We start from the raw sequence: 17,975 nt of genomic DNA on the forward strand, positions 1-17,975 counted from the left end.
AAGCCATCGCGCCTTTTGATGGCGGATATCAATGCCTAATATTTACTTGGTCTTGGGAACCTTGACGAACAACACCACAAACGCGGCGATGATGACGACAATTGCCAGGAAGAAGAACGCCGGGGTGAAGGAGCCGCCGGCTACCTTGACCAGCTCGCCGATGATCATCGGGGCAAGGAAACCGCCAAGTGTGCCACCGGTGTTGATGATGCCGATGGAGGAACCGATGGTGCGGGCGTCCATGATCTTGTGAGGCCAGGTGAAGATGCCCGTGAAGGCGAGCATGCTGCACATGCTGATCAGAATCAGCAGGATGACGGAGACCACGAGGTTCTTGCTCAGCACGAAGCAGATGATCAGCAAACCGGTGACGATCGAAGAACCGACGATGGCCTGCTTCTCCTTATGCAGGAAGAACTTGGAGAGCAGCGTTCCCGAGAAAATCGTCGCAACAGTCTGGAAGATGGCGTTGAAGGCCAGGATGTAACCGGCCTGGCCCACACTCAGGTGGAAGGTCTTGGTGATGTAGGAAGGCAGCCAAGACATGTTGCCGTACAGCACGATGTTGAGCATCAACATGGCTGCGAAAAGAATCAGGACGTTCGGGTTCTTGATGACTTCCAGGAATCCGGGCTTGGGCTCTGCAGCAGCCGCTTGCTTCTGGTCGAGCTCCGCAAGCTCCTTCTTCTCGCTCTTGCCGCCAGGCACGAAGATCCAGATCATGATGAAGGCGACGAGATAGAGGCTGCCCAGAACGGCGTAGGCGATGCGCCAATTGGCGGAGACCAGCTGGGCGCCGAGCGTGAAGGCGAGAATGCCGCCGATGCCGGACGTGGAGAGAATCAGCGACTGGACGAAGGTCCTCTTCTGCTGCGGGAATCCTTCGGCGATGGCCTTCGAGCAGCTCGGCGGATAGCCACCGTGGCCGAGACCTGCGCAGAAGCGGACGACGATGAACAGCAGCAGGCCGCTCATCGCGCCGAACAGATAAGAGAACACGGCGATGACCAGCATGGAAGCCATCAGCACGCGCTTAGCGCCGAACTTATCAGCCAGCCAGCCGCAAGGAATCTGCATGATGGAATAGCCCAGGAAGAACAGGGACATAATCAGGCCCGTTTGGCTGGTGTCCAGATGGAACTGGGAGGAAATCGGGATGATCGCCGTCGAGATCATGCTCTTATCCATGTAGACCACGGAATAGCCGACCATCAGCGCCGCGATCAGCATCGCGCTCATCAACCCACTTCTCTGCGGCGCGGATGGCGCCACATCAGATGTATTCTCTGTTTTCGTCATTTATGGACCCACCTTTGGGGAATCAATGGATAAAAATGTTGCACAGCTCACATTAGCGCAAATCGAACACGAAATGCCGATTTTTGATAAATTTCTTGCAAATTAATTATTTTTTATCTTTTAAGCGTAGAAAGGCTACTTTGCCCGCTTCGCAACCTGTTTGACCTCGTGCAGATAACGGTAAACGGTCGGTTCGGATACGTTGAGACTCTGGGCCGCCACAGCGACGGCATCCTTCAGCAAAAAGAACCCCTGCTCGAACAGCAGGCTGATGACCTTTATCTTCTGGTCACGCTTGAGGTAATCGACCTCGACGTTGCATTCATCGCAAACCTGCCTGACCACCGAATCCGCCATGGACTGCGAGGTAGTGACCAAATGCTCCAGCATCATCGACGGAGAACCGGCAATATCGTCGGATTGCTCTTCAGACCGGTCATCGACGATGGCGTCCGCCTTGCTTTTCACGCCATCCCGAATCGACGGGTCGGCCGCACGCAACAGCTCATAATTTTTTCTCAGCGATTCCAGTTCGGAACCCATGTCCAGCAGCGGGCCGTCATCGGTATTGATGCAGATCATCGCCACGATTTCGCCGCCATAGCGCAAGAAGAACGTCGAGGAGCGCAACACGTGCCCGTTGCGCGAGACACCTGGGTAATTGGCCAGATAATTACGCGATTCATTGCCGTGCTGCTGAACGATGCGCAGTGCAAGATCAGTGGCCGGATCACCTATTTTGCGCTGCGATATTTCAGAATTGCGGATGGCCACCACCGAGTGGTCGACATCCGTCAGATCGTTGAGCACGACTTCGCTGCGTTCACCAAGAATCTCGGCAAGAAAATCGACCGCAGGAATAAAGGAACGGATATATTCCTGAACCTCATTTTCATCTGGTTCGTTTTCCACTTCGCGCCTCGCCGCTTCACGTATCGTTCAACCACCCTGATGCCAAGCAAGAATACAAGGAACACCGCCCAGAATCCCCCATCGTCCATTTCTACGCACAATCGTTAAGCATTTCGGCCGACCCCTCAAGCGCGAGAGACAATGTACTAAGTATTTAATAACAGATAACTCAATGGATATCAACAGTGCACGTGCAACAACAAATTATTGCTTAACCGCATTACAAAAAATAAGTATTTCGAAACGGTCCTACTTATATCCGCATAAACAGCGCGGAAGCCGGGCCCCGTGAAACACAGGGACATCCGGCTTCCACTTCCCCATCTCCTCGAAGATAAGGCCTAATTAATAATATATCCGGCAACTCAGATTTTTGCAATTCAAAATTATCGGGATTCCATCTAGAGATTAATTTTGAAGAATTCCACATTGTCAACCGAAGGATACTTAATGCCTATAGCTCCTACGGAGCCCAAAACTTGATCCGGTATCCACAATCTCGCATCTTGAGGGCCCGGCAACAGGTTGTATTGCAAAGAATGAAGAAAACCTCGCGAGCGCAATTTCTGAATAAGCAATAATTCGTCTTTATTCTGTTTAGAACTTCTAGCCTCCATGATGAGCTGCTTAATGTCGTATTGGTCTTCCAATATCGGGAACAAAGTTTCAAGACATTTTCTTCGAGCCCGTTCGGAACGCATGTTATCAAGCAACGGTTCAGCAGAAACAACAATGTGTCGCAAATTGAAACCGTTAATCAAGGAAATGGATTTCTTTTGCTCTTTGAGAGCCATATCATGCCAATGGACTTTCTTCGTTTTGAAAAGCCCAGCCTTCATAAACTCCGATCGAACCTCCGACTCATCGAGGTCGCAAATCGACACACCAATTAAGTATCTGGACGGTCCGCCATCTTGCTTACGGATGCTCTCATCTCCCCACGCAACATTGCCACCCAGCATCACATTTCTCCTCGACTCTTACTCCATTGCAATGCACCCGAGTCTACCGACTATTCACTAGATGTTCAAAATGATATGGATATCTTGATGGTTTTAAGCCTGCTTCAAGTTTATTTTGAAACCGTTAGAGCAGAAGATAGGACTTAGTCATTATTGTTGAGGCCGCAACTGCTTCGACAAGCCAACCATTTTCGATGATCTCAGAGAACTCAACACACTTCTTAATAAAAATCCCAACATCCGCCAAACAATGTCTTCGACGATCAAAATATGAACAGATACTTACTGACGCGCTTAAAGAAGCAGGAATCTGGAAATAAATGATTCGCAAAAGATATTTATTTGGTTCAATACTTATTGATAAAAGCACCTAACTGTGATTCGCACGACAATGGAGGGTATGGGGACAAATTTATGCTCACGAATAATGGGGTCGCCGGTACACTTGAGGGTATGAGTGAACTAAAAACTTGGGTGAACCCTCTGCGCGACCCGCGAGACCTGCGGCTGCCACGCATTGCAGGACCCTGCAGCCTGGTGATTTTCGGCGTCACCGGTGATCTGGCAAAGAAAAAACTGCTGCCGGCCATTTACGACTTGGCCAATCGTGGCCTGTTGCCGCCAAGCTTCGGACTGACCGGCTTCGGCCGTCGTGAATGGAGCAACGAGGAATTCGCGAACTTTGTCAAGGAATGCGTGAAGGCCCGTTGCCGCACGCCGTTCCGCGAATCAACCTGGACGAACCTCGCCAAGGGCATCCGCTTCGTGCAAGGCACGTTTGACGACAAGGCCGCCTTCGAGCGCCTGAGCCAAACAGTCAAGGAACTCGACCGCGACCGCGGCACCCGCGGCAACCACGCGTTCTACATGTCCGTACCGCCGAGCGCTTTCCCTATCGTTTCCAAGCAGCTGGCCGATTCCGGCCTGGCGAAGTCCAACGACGATGCATGGCGCCGCGTCATCATCGAGAAGCCGTTCGGCCACGACCTGAAGAGCGCGAAAGAACTTGACCGTGTAGTCTCCGAGGTCTTCGACCCGAGCTCGGTCTTCCGTATCGACCATTACCTCGGCAAGGAAACCGTGCAGAACATGATGGCGCTGCGTTTCGCCAACTCCATGTTCGAGCCGATTTGGAACTCCAACTACGTCGACCACGTACAAATCACGATGGCCGAGGACATGGGTATCGGCGGCCGAGCCGGATACTACGATGGCATCGGCGCCGCGCGCGATGTCATCCAGAACCACTTGCTGCAGCTGATGGCCCTGACCGCGATGGAGGAGCCAGTGAGCTTCGCTGCCTCCGACCTCACGGCCGAAAAGACGAAGGTGCTTTCCGCCGTTCGCCTGCCTGGTGACCTCGGCGCCTACACCGCCCGCGGCCAGTATTCCGCCGGCTGGCAGGGTTCCGAAGAAGTCTGCGGCTATCTTGACGAAAAGGGCATCGACAAGTCCAGCACCACCGAGACCTACGCCGCCATCACGCTTGACGTCGATACGCGCCGCTGGGCCGGAGTGCCGTTCTACCTGCGCACCGGCAAGCGCTTGGGCAAGCGCGTCACGGAAATCGCCGTGGTCTTCAAGCGCGCCCCGCATCTGCCCTTCGAACAGACCGCGGTCCGCGAGCTTGGCAACAATGCCATCGTCATCCGCGTGCAGCCCAACGAGGGCGTCACCATGCGCTTCGGCGCGAAGGTGCCGGGAGCCACCGCTATGGAAGTCCGCGATGTGTCGATGGACTTCAGCTACGGCCAGAGCTTCACCGAAAACTCGCCTGAGGCTTACGAACGCTTGATTTTGGACGTGCTGCTCGGCGATCCGCCGCTCTTCCCGACCACCAAGGAAGTCGACCTGAGCTGGGAAATCCTCGATCCAATCGAGGAATACTGGTCCACACTCGGCCAACCGCAGCCTTACCGCGCCGGCACTTGGGGACCGAAGGAAGCCGATGAAATGCTCGCGCGTGATGGACGCCATTGGAGGATGCCATGATTATCAAAATGCCCGATACCGAAACCAGCGCCATCGCACGCAAAATCGACGAACTCCATCAGGAGCGCGGCGAGGCAGGTAACGATCGCGTCCTGACGCTTATCATTTCAACGGATGAGAGCGAACTCGAGAATGCGCTGAAAATCGCCAATTTCGCAGGCCGCGAGCACCCCTGCCGCGTCATCGTCATCGTGCCAAACAGCAAGGAACTGCCCTTCTGCGATGTGGACAAGGAACCGGATTGCTACGTCACCGATTCCGGCGATGCCGAAACCGACCTCGACGCTCAGGTTCGCTTTGGTGCCGATGCCGGCGCAGGCGAAATCATCATTCTGCGCCCGCGCGGTGGACTTTGCCAGCATACTGACACCCTCGTGATACCGCTGCTGGTGCCGGATGCCCCGGTCGTCACTTGGTGGCCGACCAACCCGCCGGCAAACCCGTCGCAGGACCCGCTGGGTGCCATGGCCGGAAGCCGCATTACCGATGCGCTGCGTTCCGACGATCCCGACAAGACCTTTGACACGCTTCGTGCCAACTGGGAGCCGAAGGACGTCGATTTTTCCTGGACACGTCTAACCATTTGGCGTGCGATGCTGGCCACGACCATCGACCAGCCACCGCACCTGCCGATTGAAAGCGTCAAGGTCTGCGGTCAGCGCGATTATTTGCCACTTAAGCTGCTTGCCGCCTGGCTTGCACTGAAGCTCAACGTGCCGGTCAAGCTCGAATATGTCACGGATGCCGAAGCGATTACCGGCGTCTATCTCAACCGTTCCGACGGCGTGATTTCGCTGGAACGCCCGGATTCACGCGAAGCCGTCATCAGCCAGCCCGGCCAGGCGCCGCAGCGCGTCGCCATGCCGTTGCGTACGCTTGAAGACTGCCTGAGTGAGGAATTGCGCCGCATTGACCCGGACGAGGTCTACGCCGACGTCATTCGCAAGGGTTGGGACATGGTTCAGGACTGAGCATCAGCCTTGGCACTGTAACCACCCTAATAAGGTGCTGCAAACCTGTAATGAAGGTTCTGCGGCACCTTATTCTTATTCATCTTAGGAATTGCATACAGTCTATTGATGTATCTTGCTGAATTGCAACGCATGCCTTGAATTCATTATCGGCAATGGCCAAAAGCCTGCTGGACAACAAATCATCTAGACTGAAAATATTTGATACTTTAAGCACAACGTAAAGGAGCACAACACATGGCCGATAGGAAACTGGAAGCGTACCAGGACGCGGAAACCGTGGCTCAGGCGGCAGCACAACGCATATTGCTCGCTATTCTGGACGGATTGGACGAGCGCGATAGCAACAGCTCTGCAGCTGCAACCCAACCGATTCGCAGCCGATACGACGTGGCGCTCACCGGCGGATCCGATATTCTGCGAGCCTTGACTTATATGGCTTCCAATCCACTCGTTGACGCCATCGATTGGAATCGCGTTCATTTCTGGTGGGGCGACGAACGATTTGTGGCCGCCACTGACGAAGACCGCAGCTCATACCAGGCTCGCAAGCGTTTCCTCGACAAGCTGGTAGCCGACGGGCGCTTGCCAGAAAGCAACATCCACGAGATGGCTGTCGATACACGAACACCCGAGCAGGTCGCCGCAGCGAGCGATGCCGAAAACGACGAACTTCTTGCAAAAGCCGCGGCCGATTACGAGGCTGAACTCAAGCGTGAACTCGGCGACGAACCGGCAATGGACCTGCTGATTCTCGGCATGGGCCCTGACGGCCATTTCGCCTCACTCTTCCCCAATCATGACAGCATCAAGATCACCGACCCGTGTTTGGTCGTAGGAGAATCGCACTCCCCCAAGATGCCGCCACTGCGCATCTCCATGACCGCATCCCTGCTCGCCCGCACCCGCCGCACCTGGATGCTCACCTGCGGCGCCGGCAAGTCCGATGCCACCGCCCACGTCTTTGCACAGCCCAACAACCCCGCCTATCCTGCGAGCTTCGCTACCGGGACGGAAGAGTTTGTTTGGTTTACTACGCCTGATGCAGTAACAGAGTTGTAAAACAACACCAACAATAGAGGATGACGAAAATAACGCGTCACTGATGAAATAAATCTACGGTATACAATTTGTGCCTCCGCTCCCAAAAGGAACGGAGGCACAAATGCTATTGCCAACCGAATAATCAGTCAGTCGCGCAAACCGGATATCCGCATTCAGTCGGACATCTTCTCTTCCGGACGACCTTCTTCAGCCCAAAGGGTGTGGAAGGCACCGGGCTCATCGACACGGCCGTAGGTGTGAGCGCCGAAGAGGTCACGCTGGGCCTGGATGATGGTGGCAGGCAGACGCTTGGAACGCAGGCCGTCGTAGTAGGACAGCGAGGTCGAGAAGACCGGTGCGGGGATGCCGCAGCTTGCAGCCTTCGCCACGACACGGCGCCAGGACTCCTGAGCTTTCTCGATGGCGCTCTTGAAGTACGGTGCGTAAAGCAGCGAAATGTCAGCCTCGCCGGACTCGAAGGCGTCGGAGACGACGTTGAGGAACTGGGCGCGAATGATGCAGCCGCCGCGCCAGATGCGCGCGACCGCGGCTAGATCGATCTTCCAGTCATACTTCTTAGCGCCATCGTTGATCTCGTTGAAGCCCTGTGCATAGGCAACGATCTTGGAGGCATACAGCGCCTGACGGATGTCCTCGATGAAGGCCTTGCGCTCGTCACCGTTCGCGAACGTAATCTTGCCGTCAGGGCCGGCCATGTTCTGCTTGGCAGCGCCTTCACGCAGCTCGGTCTGATCGGACAGGCCGCGGGCGAACACGCCTTCGGCGATAGCGGTGACCGGAGTACCCAGCTCGAGAGCGGTCTGAACCGTCCAGGTACCAGTGCCCTTCATACCGGCCTGATCAACGATGACATCGACCAGCGGCTTGCCGGTCTTCTTGTCCTTCTGATGCAGCAGATCAGCGGTAATCTCGATCAGGTAGGAGTTAAGCTCGGTCTTATCCCACTCCTCGAACACGTCGCCGATCTCGTCGGGGGTCATGCCCATGCCACGACGCATCAGGTCGTAGCTCTCGGCGATGAGCTGCATGTCGGCGTACTCGATGCCGTTGTGCACCATCTTGACAAAGTGGCCAGCGCCGTTTTCACCGATATGGGTGACGCAGGGCTCGCCCTCCGCCTTCGCGGCGATGGACTTGAGAATCGGGCCGAGGGTCTTCCAGGACTCATCGGTGCCGCCGGGCATCATGGACGGGCCGTTGAGCGCGCCCTCTTCGCCGCCGGAGACGCCGCAACCAACATAGTGCAGACCGCGAGCGCGAATGTCCTTCTCGCGACGGATGGTGTCCTTGAAGTAGGAGTTACCGCCGTCGACGATGATGTCGCCCGGATCCATAGCATCGGCGAGCGCCTCAATCATGGCGTCTGTCGGTGCACCGGCCTTGACCATAATGATGGCCGTACGCGGCTTGGTGAGCGAGGCGACGAACTCGTCGATGGTCTTGGCAGGCACGAACTTGCCTTCGCTGCCGTGGTCCTTCATGAGCTTTTCGGTGCGCTCATAGTGACGATTGTAAAGTGCCACGGTGTTGCCGTGATGGGCAAGGTTCCTTGCAAGGTTGGAACCCATGGCCGCCAGTCCGACGACTCCAATATTTGCGATAGCTTCCGTCATTGTCTGCCTTTCAAATTGATAGTCCTTCGACGACCAAGGCAACCGGCACCTCTCAATCGGTTCCCACACGAGCCGTCTAAGCCCCTAGCGTTTTCGGAGATTTCTTAGTCCGAAGCACACGCTTCCAGTCTATCGCCAACTACGTCTAAGCGCATTCAGGAAATGTGGAATACACCACATTTTTGCGTCCATATCTTGCAAATTCCAGCAACACGAATCATGCCAAGTTCAAAGCGTTTTTATTGAGTTGCATTTATCGCAAAGCCTTCGAAGAGAACGCACAACGCACATGTTAAAAGACGGAATCCCAAAATTATAAGCCCGTACATACCCCAGCGATTTGGGGAATGTACGGGCTAGAAACGCGCGATACCGCAGCCAAAAATGAAAAGCTCGGTTTTACTCGACAAACATGGCACGCAGCTCGGCCACTTCGTCTTCGCTCATGCCGTTTTGCAAGCAATACTGCTCGACGGAACCGTATTCATTCTTGATACCGGCGAGCACATCGCGCATGAGTTCCGGCGGCGAAGCCAGCATGGCGGTCTGCGCGGCCGTAATCTGGCCAACGCCTTTTTCGTCGCTGGTAAGGCCTTGCAACACGGCCTTCTTGAACGCGGAGCCGAGGTTCGCGCCGGATTGGGCATAGCAGGAAACGACCATGTCGTCGCTCACCCCAAGCAGGCTCATCAGAATGCCGGCGGTGATACCGGTACGGTCTTTGCCGGCGGTGCAATGGATGAGCATCGGATGGCCGTCGTCCTTCAGCAGTTTGCGCAGGATGAGCACGATTTGCTCGGCCGAACCGAAAACGATGTCATGGTACATTTCGGACATGTCAATGCCATTGGCAACTTGTTCCATGCCTCCCCGATCGGTCATGGAGGTCTTCAGGAGCGGAACGCGATCGACATGGATGTCATCGGGAAGCGTATACGGCCACTGCTTGACCTCGAGCGGGTCGCGCAGATCCACCACTTCCTTAATGCCGAGGCGATGCAGGTCATCAATGCCATGCTCGCCCAGGAAATTGAGGCCGGCCGTGCGGAAGAACAGTCCATCACGCACCTTGCGACCGTCCTGCGTTGGATAGCCGCCGATGCCGCGAGAGTTGGGAACGCCGTCGATCTCGACACCCGCCCCGTCTCCTGTCGGACGATAATCAAGGTAGCTCGCGCCCGTAATGTCGCCGGAATCATCCGTATCGGACGAATCAATACCGCTAACCGTGCCTTTGCTGGAATCTGCCATGATGAGCCTTCCTTCGTGGACTATGCTTAGATAATCACGCCTAACCGATAACGAGACAAGTCTATCGAGATTCCTTAGACTTGCCTGAACGCCGCCACAATGTGGCATGCACGCGATGAGGCGTTGCAGGCACTACACACACGGCAAACGCAAAGCCGAATACCCCACTGCATTCTTTTGCTGGCGATGCTTTTACCCAAGCTCCTGTGGCTTCATGAACATTGTCATATACCAAGGCAAATCAATGACGGTGTCATTCTGTTTCTCACGCTTCACATTGTTGCTGCAGAGCACAAATCCAGAACCAAGCTTCCATTCCTTGACCGACAATAATTTATCGAGTGCGGCGTGAGCAGTAAAATTCTTCCCCGATTTCGCCTCAATCGGCGTAATATTACTGCCGCATTGCATCAGAAAATTGACTTCGCCAAGCTTGACCTTATCGAAATAGTAAAGTTCAGAGCCTTGAGCTGCTAATTCCTGCGCCACAAAATTCTCAAGCGAACTGCCCCAGTTCACTCCTAAATTGCCCTGGAGAATTTCAAACGCCGTTGAACCCGCACTGGCTGCGCTCAGCAATCCGACATCGCAGAGAAACACTTTCACCACTATTCTGCGACGTTTTATAACTTAATTTAACATAGTTTTGCGACGTTTTCATATATTACAAGTAGTATTTTGCGACGTTTTGTTAACATAAAACACTGTTACCGCAGAATTTTATAATGGTTACGAACCAAGGTCGAAGAACGACCACAACACCAAAAGGTCGAAAGCAATGCAATATATCAATACGACCATCGCTGGCATCGATGGCAGCGAAGCCAATTTCAGCGTGTATTCCATCGACAACAGCAAAGAGATGGACCCAGGACGCCGGCGTCCGACCGTGCTCGTCATTCCTGGCGGCGGGTACGAATTTACCAGTGACCGCGAGGCCGAACCGATTGCCCTCAAGATTTTGGGAGCGGGTTATAACGCTGCCATTCTGCGCTATTCCTGTGCTCCATCTGTCTACCCTACCGCGCTGCTGGAAGCTGCTGAGGCAATGAAACTGTTGCGAGAGAATGCCAAGGCTTGGCACATCAACCCAGATGCCATCATTGCCGCAGGCTTCTCCGCGGGCGGACACCTTGCCGGCAACCTCGCCACCACCGCAGGAGACGAGACTATGCGCGCACACGGTTACGATGCCGATGCCGTACGGCCGAACGGGCTAATGCTCGGCTATGCAGTGACCACGTCCGGCCAATACGCACACCGCAGCAGTTTTGACCGACTGCTCGGCAACGAAGGCAAGAATGATGCCAAACTGCTTGAGGAGGTCTCCATCGATAAACACATCGACGCCAAGACTCCACCAACCTTCATTTGGCACACTGTTACAGACGAGACCGTGCCTGTTGAAGGCGCGATGATGACGTTTGCCGCCTGCGTAAGGGCGGGCGTGAGTGTTGAAGCCCATTTCTTCCCCACCGGCCATCACGGCCTTTCGCTCGCCAACGAAGATGTTGCGGGCGCAGGCGATGACCATGGCGTGGACGTTGGCGTTCAGCAGTGGATGCCCCTGTTCCTCAACTGGCTGCGGCGCAATTTCGGAAATTCAGCGGCGGAAGCATAGTACCGAAACAACATGCCATAGGCAAATCGGCTTTCTCGTCGTGTATAAAACAGCACGGGAAAGCCGATTTGTCATAGGGAATATGACACCGGCACCATAAACATTGCCGATGAATATCCGACCACCATTCCCCAAAGATTTCACTTCTTTCAAAGAATCTGAATAGAATGAACAGCGCGATATACGGAAATCAAGACGAGAGGCAGACGCATGGCAACAGACATTAGAGAAGTTGCACAAGCGGCGGGAGTTTCGATATCCACCGTCTCTCGCACGTTTACCAAGCCGGAACTCGTTGCGCCTCGGACACGCGAAAAGGTGACACGAGCAGCCGAAAAACTTGACTTCCACATCTCTCGTTCCGCTGCCGCGCTCAAAAGCGGGCAGACCATGCGCGTCGCCCTGCTCACCAGCGACGGCGTATCTACGTGGTTTGACGCGCATGCATTCGCCGGCCTCGATTCCGTCTTCCATCCTGCCGGATATGACATCTCGGTGTTCACAATGACCACCACAACCGAACGCCGTGATTTTTTCATGAACCTGCCCGTACGCCGCAACGTGGATGCGGTCATCGTCGATTCGTTCGACATCGATCCGGAAGAGGTCTCTCGTCTCAAGACCATGCACGTACCGATCGTCGGTATTAACGTACCGTCTTCGGCCGGATTCGACGCCACCGTCGGCATCGACGACAAAGGCGCCATGCGTACGGCCGTCGACCATCTGGCGGCTTTGGGCCATCGCAATATCGGCTATGTCGGAGAGAGCAACCGCCGACAGCTGCATTACGGCGCCGAATCACGCCTGCAAGGATTCCGCGAGGCCTGCGAGGCGCACGCCGATGTACGGCCGCAAGTGCTGCTGTTTGACGCCGACTCGGATTTTATGGATAACGCCGTCAACGCCATCCTGACCTCGCAGCCACGGCTCACTGCAGTATGTATGAGCAAAGATGAGACCGCATTACCGTTATTGTATCGATTGCACCGTTATGGACGCGAAATCCCGCGAGACCTGTCCATCATTGGATTTGACGATATCGAACTTGCCGGCGCAACAGGACTGACCACCCTACGTCAAAATCCCTTCGAGCTCGGAGCCGAAGCCGCGCGCCAGACCCTGCTGGCCATGGGCAATAAAGCCGGACCTGACAGCTCGGATTCATATCAAATTTTCCCGGCGCAACTCATGCTGCGCGACACCACCGCACCAGTCATCGCCGCCGAAACCGGGCAAAACAGAGCAGCAGAGATCTCTAATGCGGAAAGGCGACATGAACGTACCGCTCCGAACTCCACGGTTTCGCGAAGGGCTTCATCATTTGCCTACGTGCCCACTGCCGCCTATCGCGGCAGGTCATGAGCCCTGTTAAACGGCCCTATTCACTTCGCGAGCCAGTACCACTGACAACGTAATCAATAGTAAAACTGCTATTAATCTCTGACTCTTAGCAAGAGTAAGACAATCATATGCTAACGTTGTCAGTATCAATATTTATTACCGCTTGAACGCATCATCAAATCCAAGGAAGGCAATCATGACTGCTAACAACACACACGACGACTGGTGGAAGCAGGCCGTTGTCTATCAGATCTACCCACGCAGTTTCAAGGACGTCAACGGCGACGGACTCGGCGACATCGCCGGCATCACCGAGAAGATGAATTATCTGAAAACGTTGGGCGTCGACGCGATCTGGCTTTCACCCTTCTACCCCTCCGAGCTGGCCGACGGCGGCTACGATGTCATCGACTATCGCAACGTCGATCCGCGACTGGGCACCATGAACGATTTCGACGCCATGGTCGCCGCAGCGCATGGCTCAGGCATCAAGGTAATCGTCGATATCGTGCCAAATCATACCTCTGACAAGCATCGCTTCTTCCAGGAAGCGCTCAAGGCCGGACGCGGATCGGCCGCACGAGATCGCTATATCTTCCGCGAGGGACGGGGCAAAAACGGTGAATTACCACCGAACGATTGGCAGTCGCTCTTCGGCGGCCCGGCCTGGGAACGTGTCGACGATGGCCAATGGTATTTCCACATCTTCGCGAAAGAGCAGCCGGACGTCAACTGGAAGAACCCAGACATCCACGAGGAGTTCAAGGAGACCTTCCGCTTCTGGAGCGACCACGGCGTCGACGGTTTCCGCATCGACGTGGCGCACGGCCTGGCCAAGGACTTCGACTCCGAGTCGCTGGAGCAGCTGGGCGCAGAATTCAGCGTTCAAAACCAGGAGAACCGGGACGGCCGCAGCCCGATGTGGGACCGACCGGAAGTTCATGACATCTACAAGGAATGGCGCCAGGTCTTCAATGAGTACAATCCGCCGCGCTTCGCGGTCGGCGAGGCTTGGGTGATTCCCGAGCACCAGTATCTTTACGCCTCCACCGACGAGCTCGGGCAGGTGTTCAACTTCGAATTCGCCAAATCCAACTGGAACGTTGACGACATGCGCAAAGCCATCGTCGAGGGACTTGACGCCGCGGCACGAACCAACGGTTCGACTTCCACATGGGTGATGAGCAACCACGACATCCCCCGCAACGCAACGCGTTACGGCCTGCCACAGGTGCCCTCCCATGAGAAGCACCAGGTCGCCAAAGACTGGCTGCTACGCGACGGCAAGACCTATTTCGAGGACCGCAAGCTAGGAACGCGTCGCGCCCGCGCCGCCGTGCTGATGGAAATGGGGCTTCCTGGCTCCGTCTACATCTATCAGGGCGAGGAACTCGGTCTCTTTGAAGTGCCGGATATTCCTTGGAATCGTTTGGAAGACCCCAATGCTTCCCGCACCAAACAAGCCGCCAGCGACAAAGGCCGCGACGGATGCCGTGTACCGCTTCCTTGGGTCGCCGACGATGAGCCCAAACCTGCTTCATGGGATAAGAACTTCGGTGAAGGGGCCTCATTCGGTTTTTCGCCGGCCTCGAAAGCCGACGGCACGCCTTCCGAGGCTCCGCATCTGCCGCAGCCCCTGTGGTTCAAGGACTTCGCGGCCGACAAGGAAGCAGATGACCCGACTTCGATGCTCACGCTCTATCGCTCGGTATTGAAGAACCGCGCCGAACTTCTGACCGCGACCGGCGACTATGACAGCCTCGATTGGCTCGATATGGGCGATGATGTCATCGCTTACACACGCCCGGCGATCTATCAGGGTTCTGCGTCCACATTTGCCAGCGTCACGAACTTCGGCGCAGCTCCGATCGCCCTGCCGAAGGGTCGAGTCCTGCTCACTTCCGCCGAACTTGCTGAAGACGGCGGTCTGCCGCAAGATGCGAGCGCCTGGCTGCTGCTCGACGAATAAACAATAATTAGGCTCATACAAAATGCCTGAAACCTTCTGCTTTATAAGGTTTCAGGCATTTTTATTGCTTATTCCGAGGCGTACACATTCAATGCAACTGTTCACACATTCCAACGAACGATGACGGGGTCGTTTTTGTAGTAGCCGAGCACCGAGTGGTGCGCAGTGTCGAGACGCAGGAAACGGCCCGAATGCGGGTCGGCGTGCACCCATTGAGTGGTGATGACGCGCAGGATATGGGCGTGGGCAACAAGCAGCACATTGTGGCCCGCAAGAAGCAGCGGAGTCACTTTCGCAATCACACGACGTGCGCGTTCTGCCGTCTCCTCGACGGTTTCGCCGGGCCCATTATGGACGTTCATCGTTTTGCCGTCGGGAATCTCGCAAACCCAATCGCCCTCCAGCGAAGCCGGCAGCGTCTCCGGCCCTTCGTCCCAGACGCACCAATCATGCCCCAAAGCGGCGGCGACTTCTTCACGCTTGCGGCCTTCAGCGCGGCCGTAATCCCATTCCATCAGATCGTCGAGCGTCTCGAAATCGGAATAGCCCGCCAATTGTGCCGTTTCGCTGGCACGATGCAACGGACTGGCGAAAATATGCCCGCGCCCGAAGCCCTCGGGGAACGCCTCTCGCAGCCGCTTGCCGCCCTCCATTGCCTGACGCCGGCCTTCCTTGTTCAACGGCACATCAGTGCGCCCTGTGTATTGCCCACTGAGGCTCCACGCCGTCTGTCCATGACGCAGCAGTACCAAATAACCGGGTTTTGAGGCTTCCTCGCCTGAAGTCAGGTAATTAGTCATACCGACACTTTAACGCAGGCTGAGTTCGCGGGCAAAAACAAGGGGCGGTTTTGGCTTGAGACTGCGGATTCGCTTGTTTATCTCACTGTGCCATAGTGCGCACAGAGATCGTACATAACTGCATACCCACCGCACCAACACACTGCCCGCCACAGCGAAAGTTTTGCGTTCGCCACCACGGACAGTGCGCCGTCTATCATGAAGATATGCACGCACGACACAGCAGAAACGCAGTAGAGGAAACCGGCGAAGGAGCCTCCGCAGATTCCGACGAGTTCGCACGCTCGTCCAACGCCTCGAACGATTCGCGTTCCGCCGAATGGGATTCTTTTATGCCATCAACTTCTTCCAATGCCAGTTCCGCAAAAGGTTCCGACGCGCGCGATAACGACGCCGAAAACCATGGCGACACAACGGTTTCGTCTTCTTCAAACGCTTCATCGTCATCTGAAGTTTCGCCGCAATCCAACAGTGTTGCAACAGTGTCCGCAGTTTCGCCAAACTCGGCCTCGTCAACCACTTCGTCCTCACCCTCTTCAGCCGACCGCATCGTCGAGAGCCTTCATCGCGTCGACAAGAAAGTAGAAACCATGCGCCAGAACCGTTTGCAAGACCCAGATACTTTGGGCGACAAGATTTTCAAGATCATCCTTCCTGCTGCCTTGGGCGCCATCGCAGGCAAGGTTTTCAAGATAATTTGGGACCAGCAGGTCACCAGCAAGCGCGGCCCCGCAAATGGTGAAGCAGCCGAAGAAGCTGATCAGCAAGGGCTGGCAGCCAGCGTAATCTTCGCCGCAGCATCGGCGGCTTTCGGCTCAATCATTTCCACATTGGGCACGCGCGGCTCGGACGCTTTGGTAACCCGTCGCCACAATCGTCGCAGCGGGAAATAAGTCATTCTGCAACATCATGTTGCGTACGGTTTTATGCGTATTCTTTCATAATCCGCTCGAATTAGCACAAAATCATGAGGAAAACAAGTCTTTTTATCAAAGACAGATGCTGATATATTGGCCGCTGGCATAGCAATTGTCGGCATCGCATCTTTACGGACGCCGCCCGATAGACAAGGGGACACCGTGTCAACCTCATTCATTTCCAAATTCCGCCGCCCGCTGGTCCGCGCCATCGCCGCGGTGGCAGCCGTGGCCTCACTCGGGGCCTTCGCCGCGTGCGGGTCAACGAACGAAGCCCAATCAAACGACAACCAGACGAGCTCGTCGTCCAAATCCGATAAAAGCCAAGGCTTCCCGGTTTCGATCAAGCACGTCTATGGCACCACAACCATCAAGGCCAAGCCCAAGCGCGTGGCAACCGTCGGCTGGGGCAGCTTCGATAATCTCATCGCTCTGGACGTCGCGCCGGTGAGTATCGAGAAAAACACCTTCGGCAAGACCGTGCGGCGGATTCCTGCCGTGGACTTACTCCTCATTGGAAAAGATGGGCGTGAAGCCGGCCGATATGCCTCAGCTGCACGACGAATCTGATGGCATCGACGCCGAGGCCATCGCCGCTTCCAAGCCGGACCTCATCATCGGCCTGCAGTCGGGCATGACTCGCAAGGACTATGACACTCTGAGCAAAATCGCGCCGACCATCGCCTACCAGAAGGTCGCTTGGGGCGATCCATGGCGCAGCATGATCAAGACGACCGCCCAAGCCATCGGCGAACCGGAGAAGGGCGCCAAGCTCATCTCCAGCCTCGAAGAGCAAATCAAGGCGGACGCGGCGAAATACCCGCAGATTGCCGGCAAAACTGGGGCGGTGATGTCGTTCGACGCCTCCAAGCTCTCCAGCTTCAGCGTCTACACCACCACAGACCTGCGCCCGCAGATGCTCAACGACCTCGGCATGAAGACCCCGGAATCGGTGACCAAGCTTTCGCGCAGCACCCAAAAGTTCTACAAAGACGTCTCCTCCGAGAACGCAGACCAGTTCAAGGACGTTGACGTCATCGTCACTTACGGCACCCCGGACCTGCTCGCCGCGATGCAGAAGGACCCGCTGCTTTCCAAGATTCCAGCGGTCGCGCGCGGATCGGTGGTCGTCATCGACAACAACAGCCTGATGGCCAACGCCCTTGACCCGAGCGCACTGTCGATCCAGCAGACCGACGGCGAATATGCCACGCTGCTGGGCGACGCGGCCTCGAAGGTAAAGTAACCCGAAATTGTCC

Annotated in this window: 16 protein-coding genes; 9 read left to right on the forward strand and 7 right to left on the reverse strand. The window is 55.7% G+C overall.

All coding sequences use genetic code 11. From position 1 onward, the window contains the following. Positions 1 to 42: 42 nt before the first annotated feature. The 3 genes from OZX57_RS08125 to OZX57_RS08135 all read right to left on the reverse strand — a co-directional run bounded on the left by OZX57_RS08125 (position 43) and on the right by OZX57_RS08135 (position 3,173). A complete protein-coding gene (locus OZX57_RS08125; RefSeq protein ID WP_277162129.1) occupies positions 43 to 1,299 on the reverse strand; it encodes an MFS transporter in 1,257 nt (418 codons plus the stop codon). 135 nt (positions 1,300 to 1,434) lie between these two features. Continuing rightward, the gene (locus OZX57_RS08130; RefSeq protein WP_277162130.1) at positions 1,435 to 2,211 is read right to left on the reverse strand and encodes a transcriptional regulator; all 777 of its coding nucleotides are present in this window, start codon (positions 2,209 to 2,211) and stop codon (positions 1,435 to 1,437) included. Between the two features lie 401 nt (positions 2,212 to 2,612). Next, positions 2,613 to 3,173 (reverse strand): hypothetical protein, encoded by a 561-nt coding sequence (locus OZX57_RS08135; RefSeq protein ID WP_277162131.1) that lies wholly within the window; start codon positions 3,171 to 3,173, stop codon positions 2,613 to 2,615. Between the two features lie 453 nt (positions 3,174 to 3,626). Here OZX57_RS08135 and zwf point away from each other — a divergent pair, with 453 nt between their 5' ends. The 3 genes from zwf to pgl all read left to right on the forward strand — a co-directional run bounded on the left by zwf (position 3,627) and on the right by pgl (position 7,198). Beyond that, on the forward strand, positions 3,627 to 5,165 hold the full coding sequence (gene zwf / locus OZX57_RS08140; protein WP_277162132.1) for a glucose-6-phosphate dehydrogenase: 1,539 nt from the start codon (positions 3,627 to 3,629) through the stop codon (positions 5,163 to 5,165). Then, positions 5,162 to 6,136, forward strand: a complete 975-nt coding sequence (locus OZX57_RS08145; RefSeq protein WP_277162133.1) for a glucose-6-phosphate dehydrogenase assembly protein OpcA — start codon at positions 5,162 to 5,164, stop codon at positions 6,134 to 6,136. Before zwf ends, OZX57_RS08145 begins: the two co-directional genes overlap by 4 nt. Before the next feature lie 237 nt (positions 6,137 to 6,373). Continuing rightward, entirely contained in the window at positions 6,374 to 7,198 is an 825-nt protein-coding gene (gene pgl, locus OZX57_RS08150) for a 6-phosphogluconolactonase (protein WP_277162134.1), read from the forward strand. Positions 7,199 to 7,353: 155 nt separating this feature from the next. On the opposite strand, the gene gndA is transcribed toward pgl, so the two are convergent. The 3 genes from gndA to OZX57_RS08165 all read right to left on the reverse strand — a co-directional run bounded on the left by gndA (position 7,354) and on the right by OZX57_RS08165 (position 10,671). Beyond that, the gene (gene gndA, locus OZX57_RS08155) at positions 7,354 to 8,814 is read right to left on the reverse strand and encodes an NADP-dependent phosphogluconate dehydrogenase (RefSeq protein ID WP_277162135.1); all 1,461 of its coding nucleotides are present in this window, start codon (positions 8,812 to 8,814) and stop codon (positions 7,354 to 7,356) included. Between the two features lie 399 nt (positions 8,815 to 9,213). Further along, entirely contained in the window at positions 9,214 to 10,065 is an 852-nt protein-coding gene (locus OZX57_RS08160) for a tyrosine-protein phosphatase (protein ID WP_277162136.1), read from the reverse strand. Positions 10,066 to 10,257: 192 nt separating this feature from the next. After that, positions 10,258 to 10,671, reverse strand: coding sequence for a DUF4143 domain-containing protein (locus OZX57_RS08165; protein ID WP_277162137.1), 414 nt, complete (start codon positions 10,669 to 10,671; stop codon positions 10,258 to 10,260). Between the two features lie 172 nt (positions 10,672 to 10,843). On the opposite strand from OZX57_RS08165, the gene OZX57_RS08170 reads away from it, so the two are divergent. The 3 genes from OZX57_RS08170 (at position 10,844) to OZX57_RS08180 (ending at position 14,999) form a co-directional block, all read left to right on the forward strand. Beyond that, complete coding sequence (locus tag OZX57_RS08170) at positions 10,844 to 11,686, forward strand: alpha/beta hydrolase (protein ID WP_277162138.1); 843 nt, start codon at positions 10,844 to 10,846, stop codon at positions 11,684 to 11,686. Positions 11,687 to 11,896: 210 nt separating this feature from the next. Then, positions 11,897 to 13,051 (forward strand): LacI family DNA-binding transcriptional regulator, encoded by a 1,155-nt coding sequence (locus tag OZX57_RS08175; protein ID WP_277162139.1) that lies wholly within the window; start codon positions 11,897 to 11,899, stop codon positions 13,049 to 13,051. Positions 13,052 to 13,226: 175 nt separating this feature from the next. Next, positions 13,227 to 14,999, forward strand: a complete 1,773-nt coding sequence (locus OZX57_RS08180; RefSeq protein WP_277162140.1) for a glycoside hydrolase family 13 protein — start codon at positions 13,227 to 13,229, stop codon at positions 14,997 to 14,999. A 101-nt stretch (positions 15,000 to 15,100) separates the two neighbouring features. On the opposite strand, the gene OZX57_RS08185 is transcribed toward OZX57_RS08180, so the two are convergent. Then, on the reverse strand, positions 15,101 to 15,799 hold the full coding sequence (locus tag OZX57_RS08185) for a histidine phosphatase family protein (RefSeq protein ID WP_277162141.1): 699 nt from the start codon (positions 15,797 to 15,799) through the stop codon (positions 15,101 to 15,103). Between the two features lie 206 nt (positions 15,800 to 16,005). Between OZX57_RS08185 and OZX57_RS08190 the strand changes: the two genes are divergently transcribed. From OZX57_RS08190 to OZX57_RS08200, 3 genes are all read left to right on the forward strand, one after another. Further along, positions 16,006 to 16,692, forward strand: coding sequence for a DUF4235 domain-containing protein (locus tag OZX57_RS08190; RefSeq protein WP_277162142.1), 687 nt, complete (start codon positions 16,006 to 16,008; stop codon positions 16,690 to 16,692). A 186-nt stretch (positions 16,693 to 16,878) separates the two neighbouring features. Continuing rightward, positions 16,879 to 17,286: a hypothetical protein gene (locus tag OZX57_RS08195; RefSeq protein ID WP_277162143.1), complete on the forward strand. Its 408-nt coding sequence runs from the start codon at positions 16,879 to 16,881 to the stop codon at positions 17,284 to 17,286. Further along, positions 17,240 to 17,962, forward strand: a complete 723-nt coding sequence (locus OZX57_RS08200) for an ABC transporter substrate-binding protein (protein WP_277162144.1) — start codon at positions 17,240 to 17,242, stop codon at positions 17,960 to 17,962. Before OZX57_RS08195 ends, OZX57_RS08200 begins: the two co-directional genes overlap by 47 nt. The last annotated feature ends 13 nt before the right edge of the window (positions 17,963 to 17,975 follow it).

Origin of the sequence: Bifidobacterium sp. ESL0682, assembly GCF_029392815.1 — a bacterium.
In the GTDB taxonomy this organism is placed as follows: domain Bacteria; phylum Actinomycetota; class Actinomycetes; order Actinomycetales; family Bifidobacteriaceae; genus Bifidobacterium.

Bases quoted from the DNA above. Each gene is read 5' to 3' on its own strand.
- OZX57_RS08175 (WP_277162139.1), top strand. From the start codon at position 11,897: ATGGCAACAGACATTAGAGAAGTTGCACAAGCGGCGGGAGTTTCGATA.
- zwf (WP_277162132.1), top strand. From the start codon at position 3,627: ATGAGTGAACTAAAAACTTGGGTGAACCCTCTGCGCGACCCGCGAGAC.
- OZX57_RS08160 (WP_277162136.1), bottom strand. From the start codon at position 10,065: ATGGCAGATTCCAGCAAAGGCACGGTTAGCGGTATTGATTCGTCCGAT.
- OZX57_RS08190 (WP_277162142.1), top strand. From the start codon at position 16,006: ATGCACGCACGACACAGCAGAAACGCAGTAGAGGAAACCGGCGAAGGA.
- OZX57_RS08185 (WP_277162141.1), bottom strand. From the start codon at position 15,799: ATGACTAATTACCTGACTTCAGGCGAGGAAGCCTCAAAACCCGGTTAT.
- OZX57_RS08200 (WP_277162144.1), top strand. From the start codon at position 17,240: ATGGGCGTGAAGCCGGCCGATATGCCTCAGCTGCACGACGAATCTGAT.
- OZX57_RS08135 (WP_277162131.1), bottom strand. From the start codon at position 3,173: ATGCTGGGTGGCAATGTTGCGTGGGGAGATGAGAGCATCCGTAAGCAA.
- pgl (WP_277162134.1), top strand. From the start codon at position 6,374: ATGGCCGATAGGAAACTGGAAGCGTACCAGGACGCGGAAACCGTGGCT.
- OZX57_RS08125 (WP_277162129.1), bottom strand. From the start codon at position 1,299: ATGACGAAAACAGAGAATACATCTGATGTGGCGCCATCCGCGCCGCAG.
- OZX57_RS08145 (WP_277162133.1), top strand. From the start codon at position 5,162: ATGATTATCAAAATGCCCGATACCGAAACCAGCGCCATCGCACGCAAA.
- OZX57_RS08170 (WP_277162138.1), top strand. From the start codon at position 10,844: ATGCAATATATCAATACGACCATCGCTGGCATCGATGGCAGCGAAGCC.
- OZX57_RS08180 (WP_277162140.1), top strand. From the start codon at position 13,227: ATGACTGCTAACAACACACACGACGACTGGTGGAAGCAGGCCGTTGTC.
- gndA (WP_277162135.1), bottom strand. From the start codon at position 8,814: ATGACGGAAGCTATCGCAAATATTGGAGTCGTCGGACTGGCGGCCATG.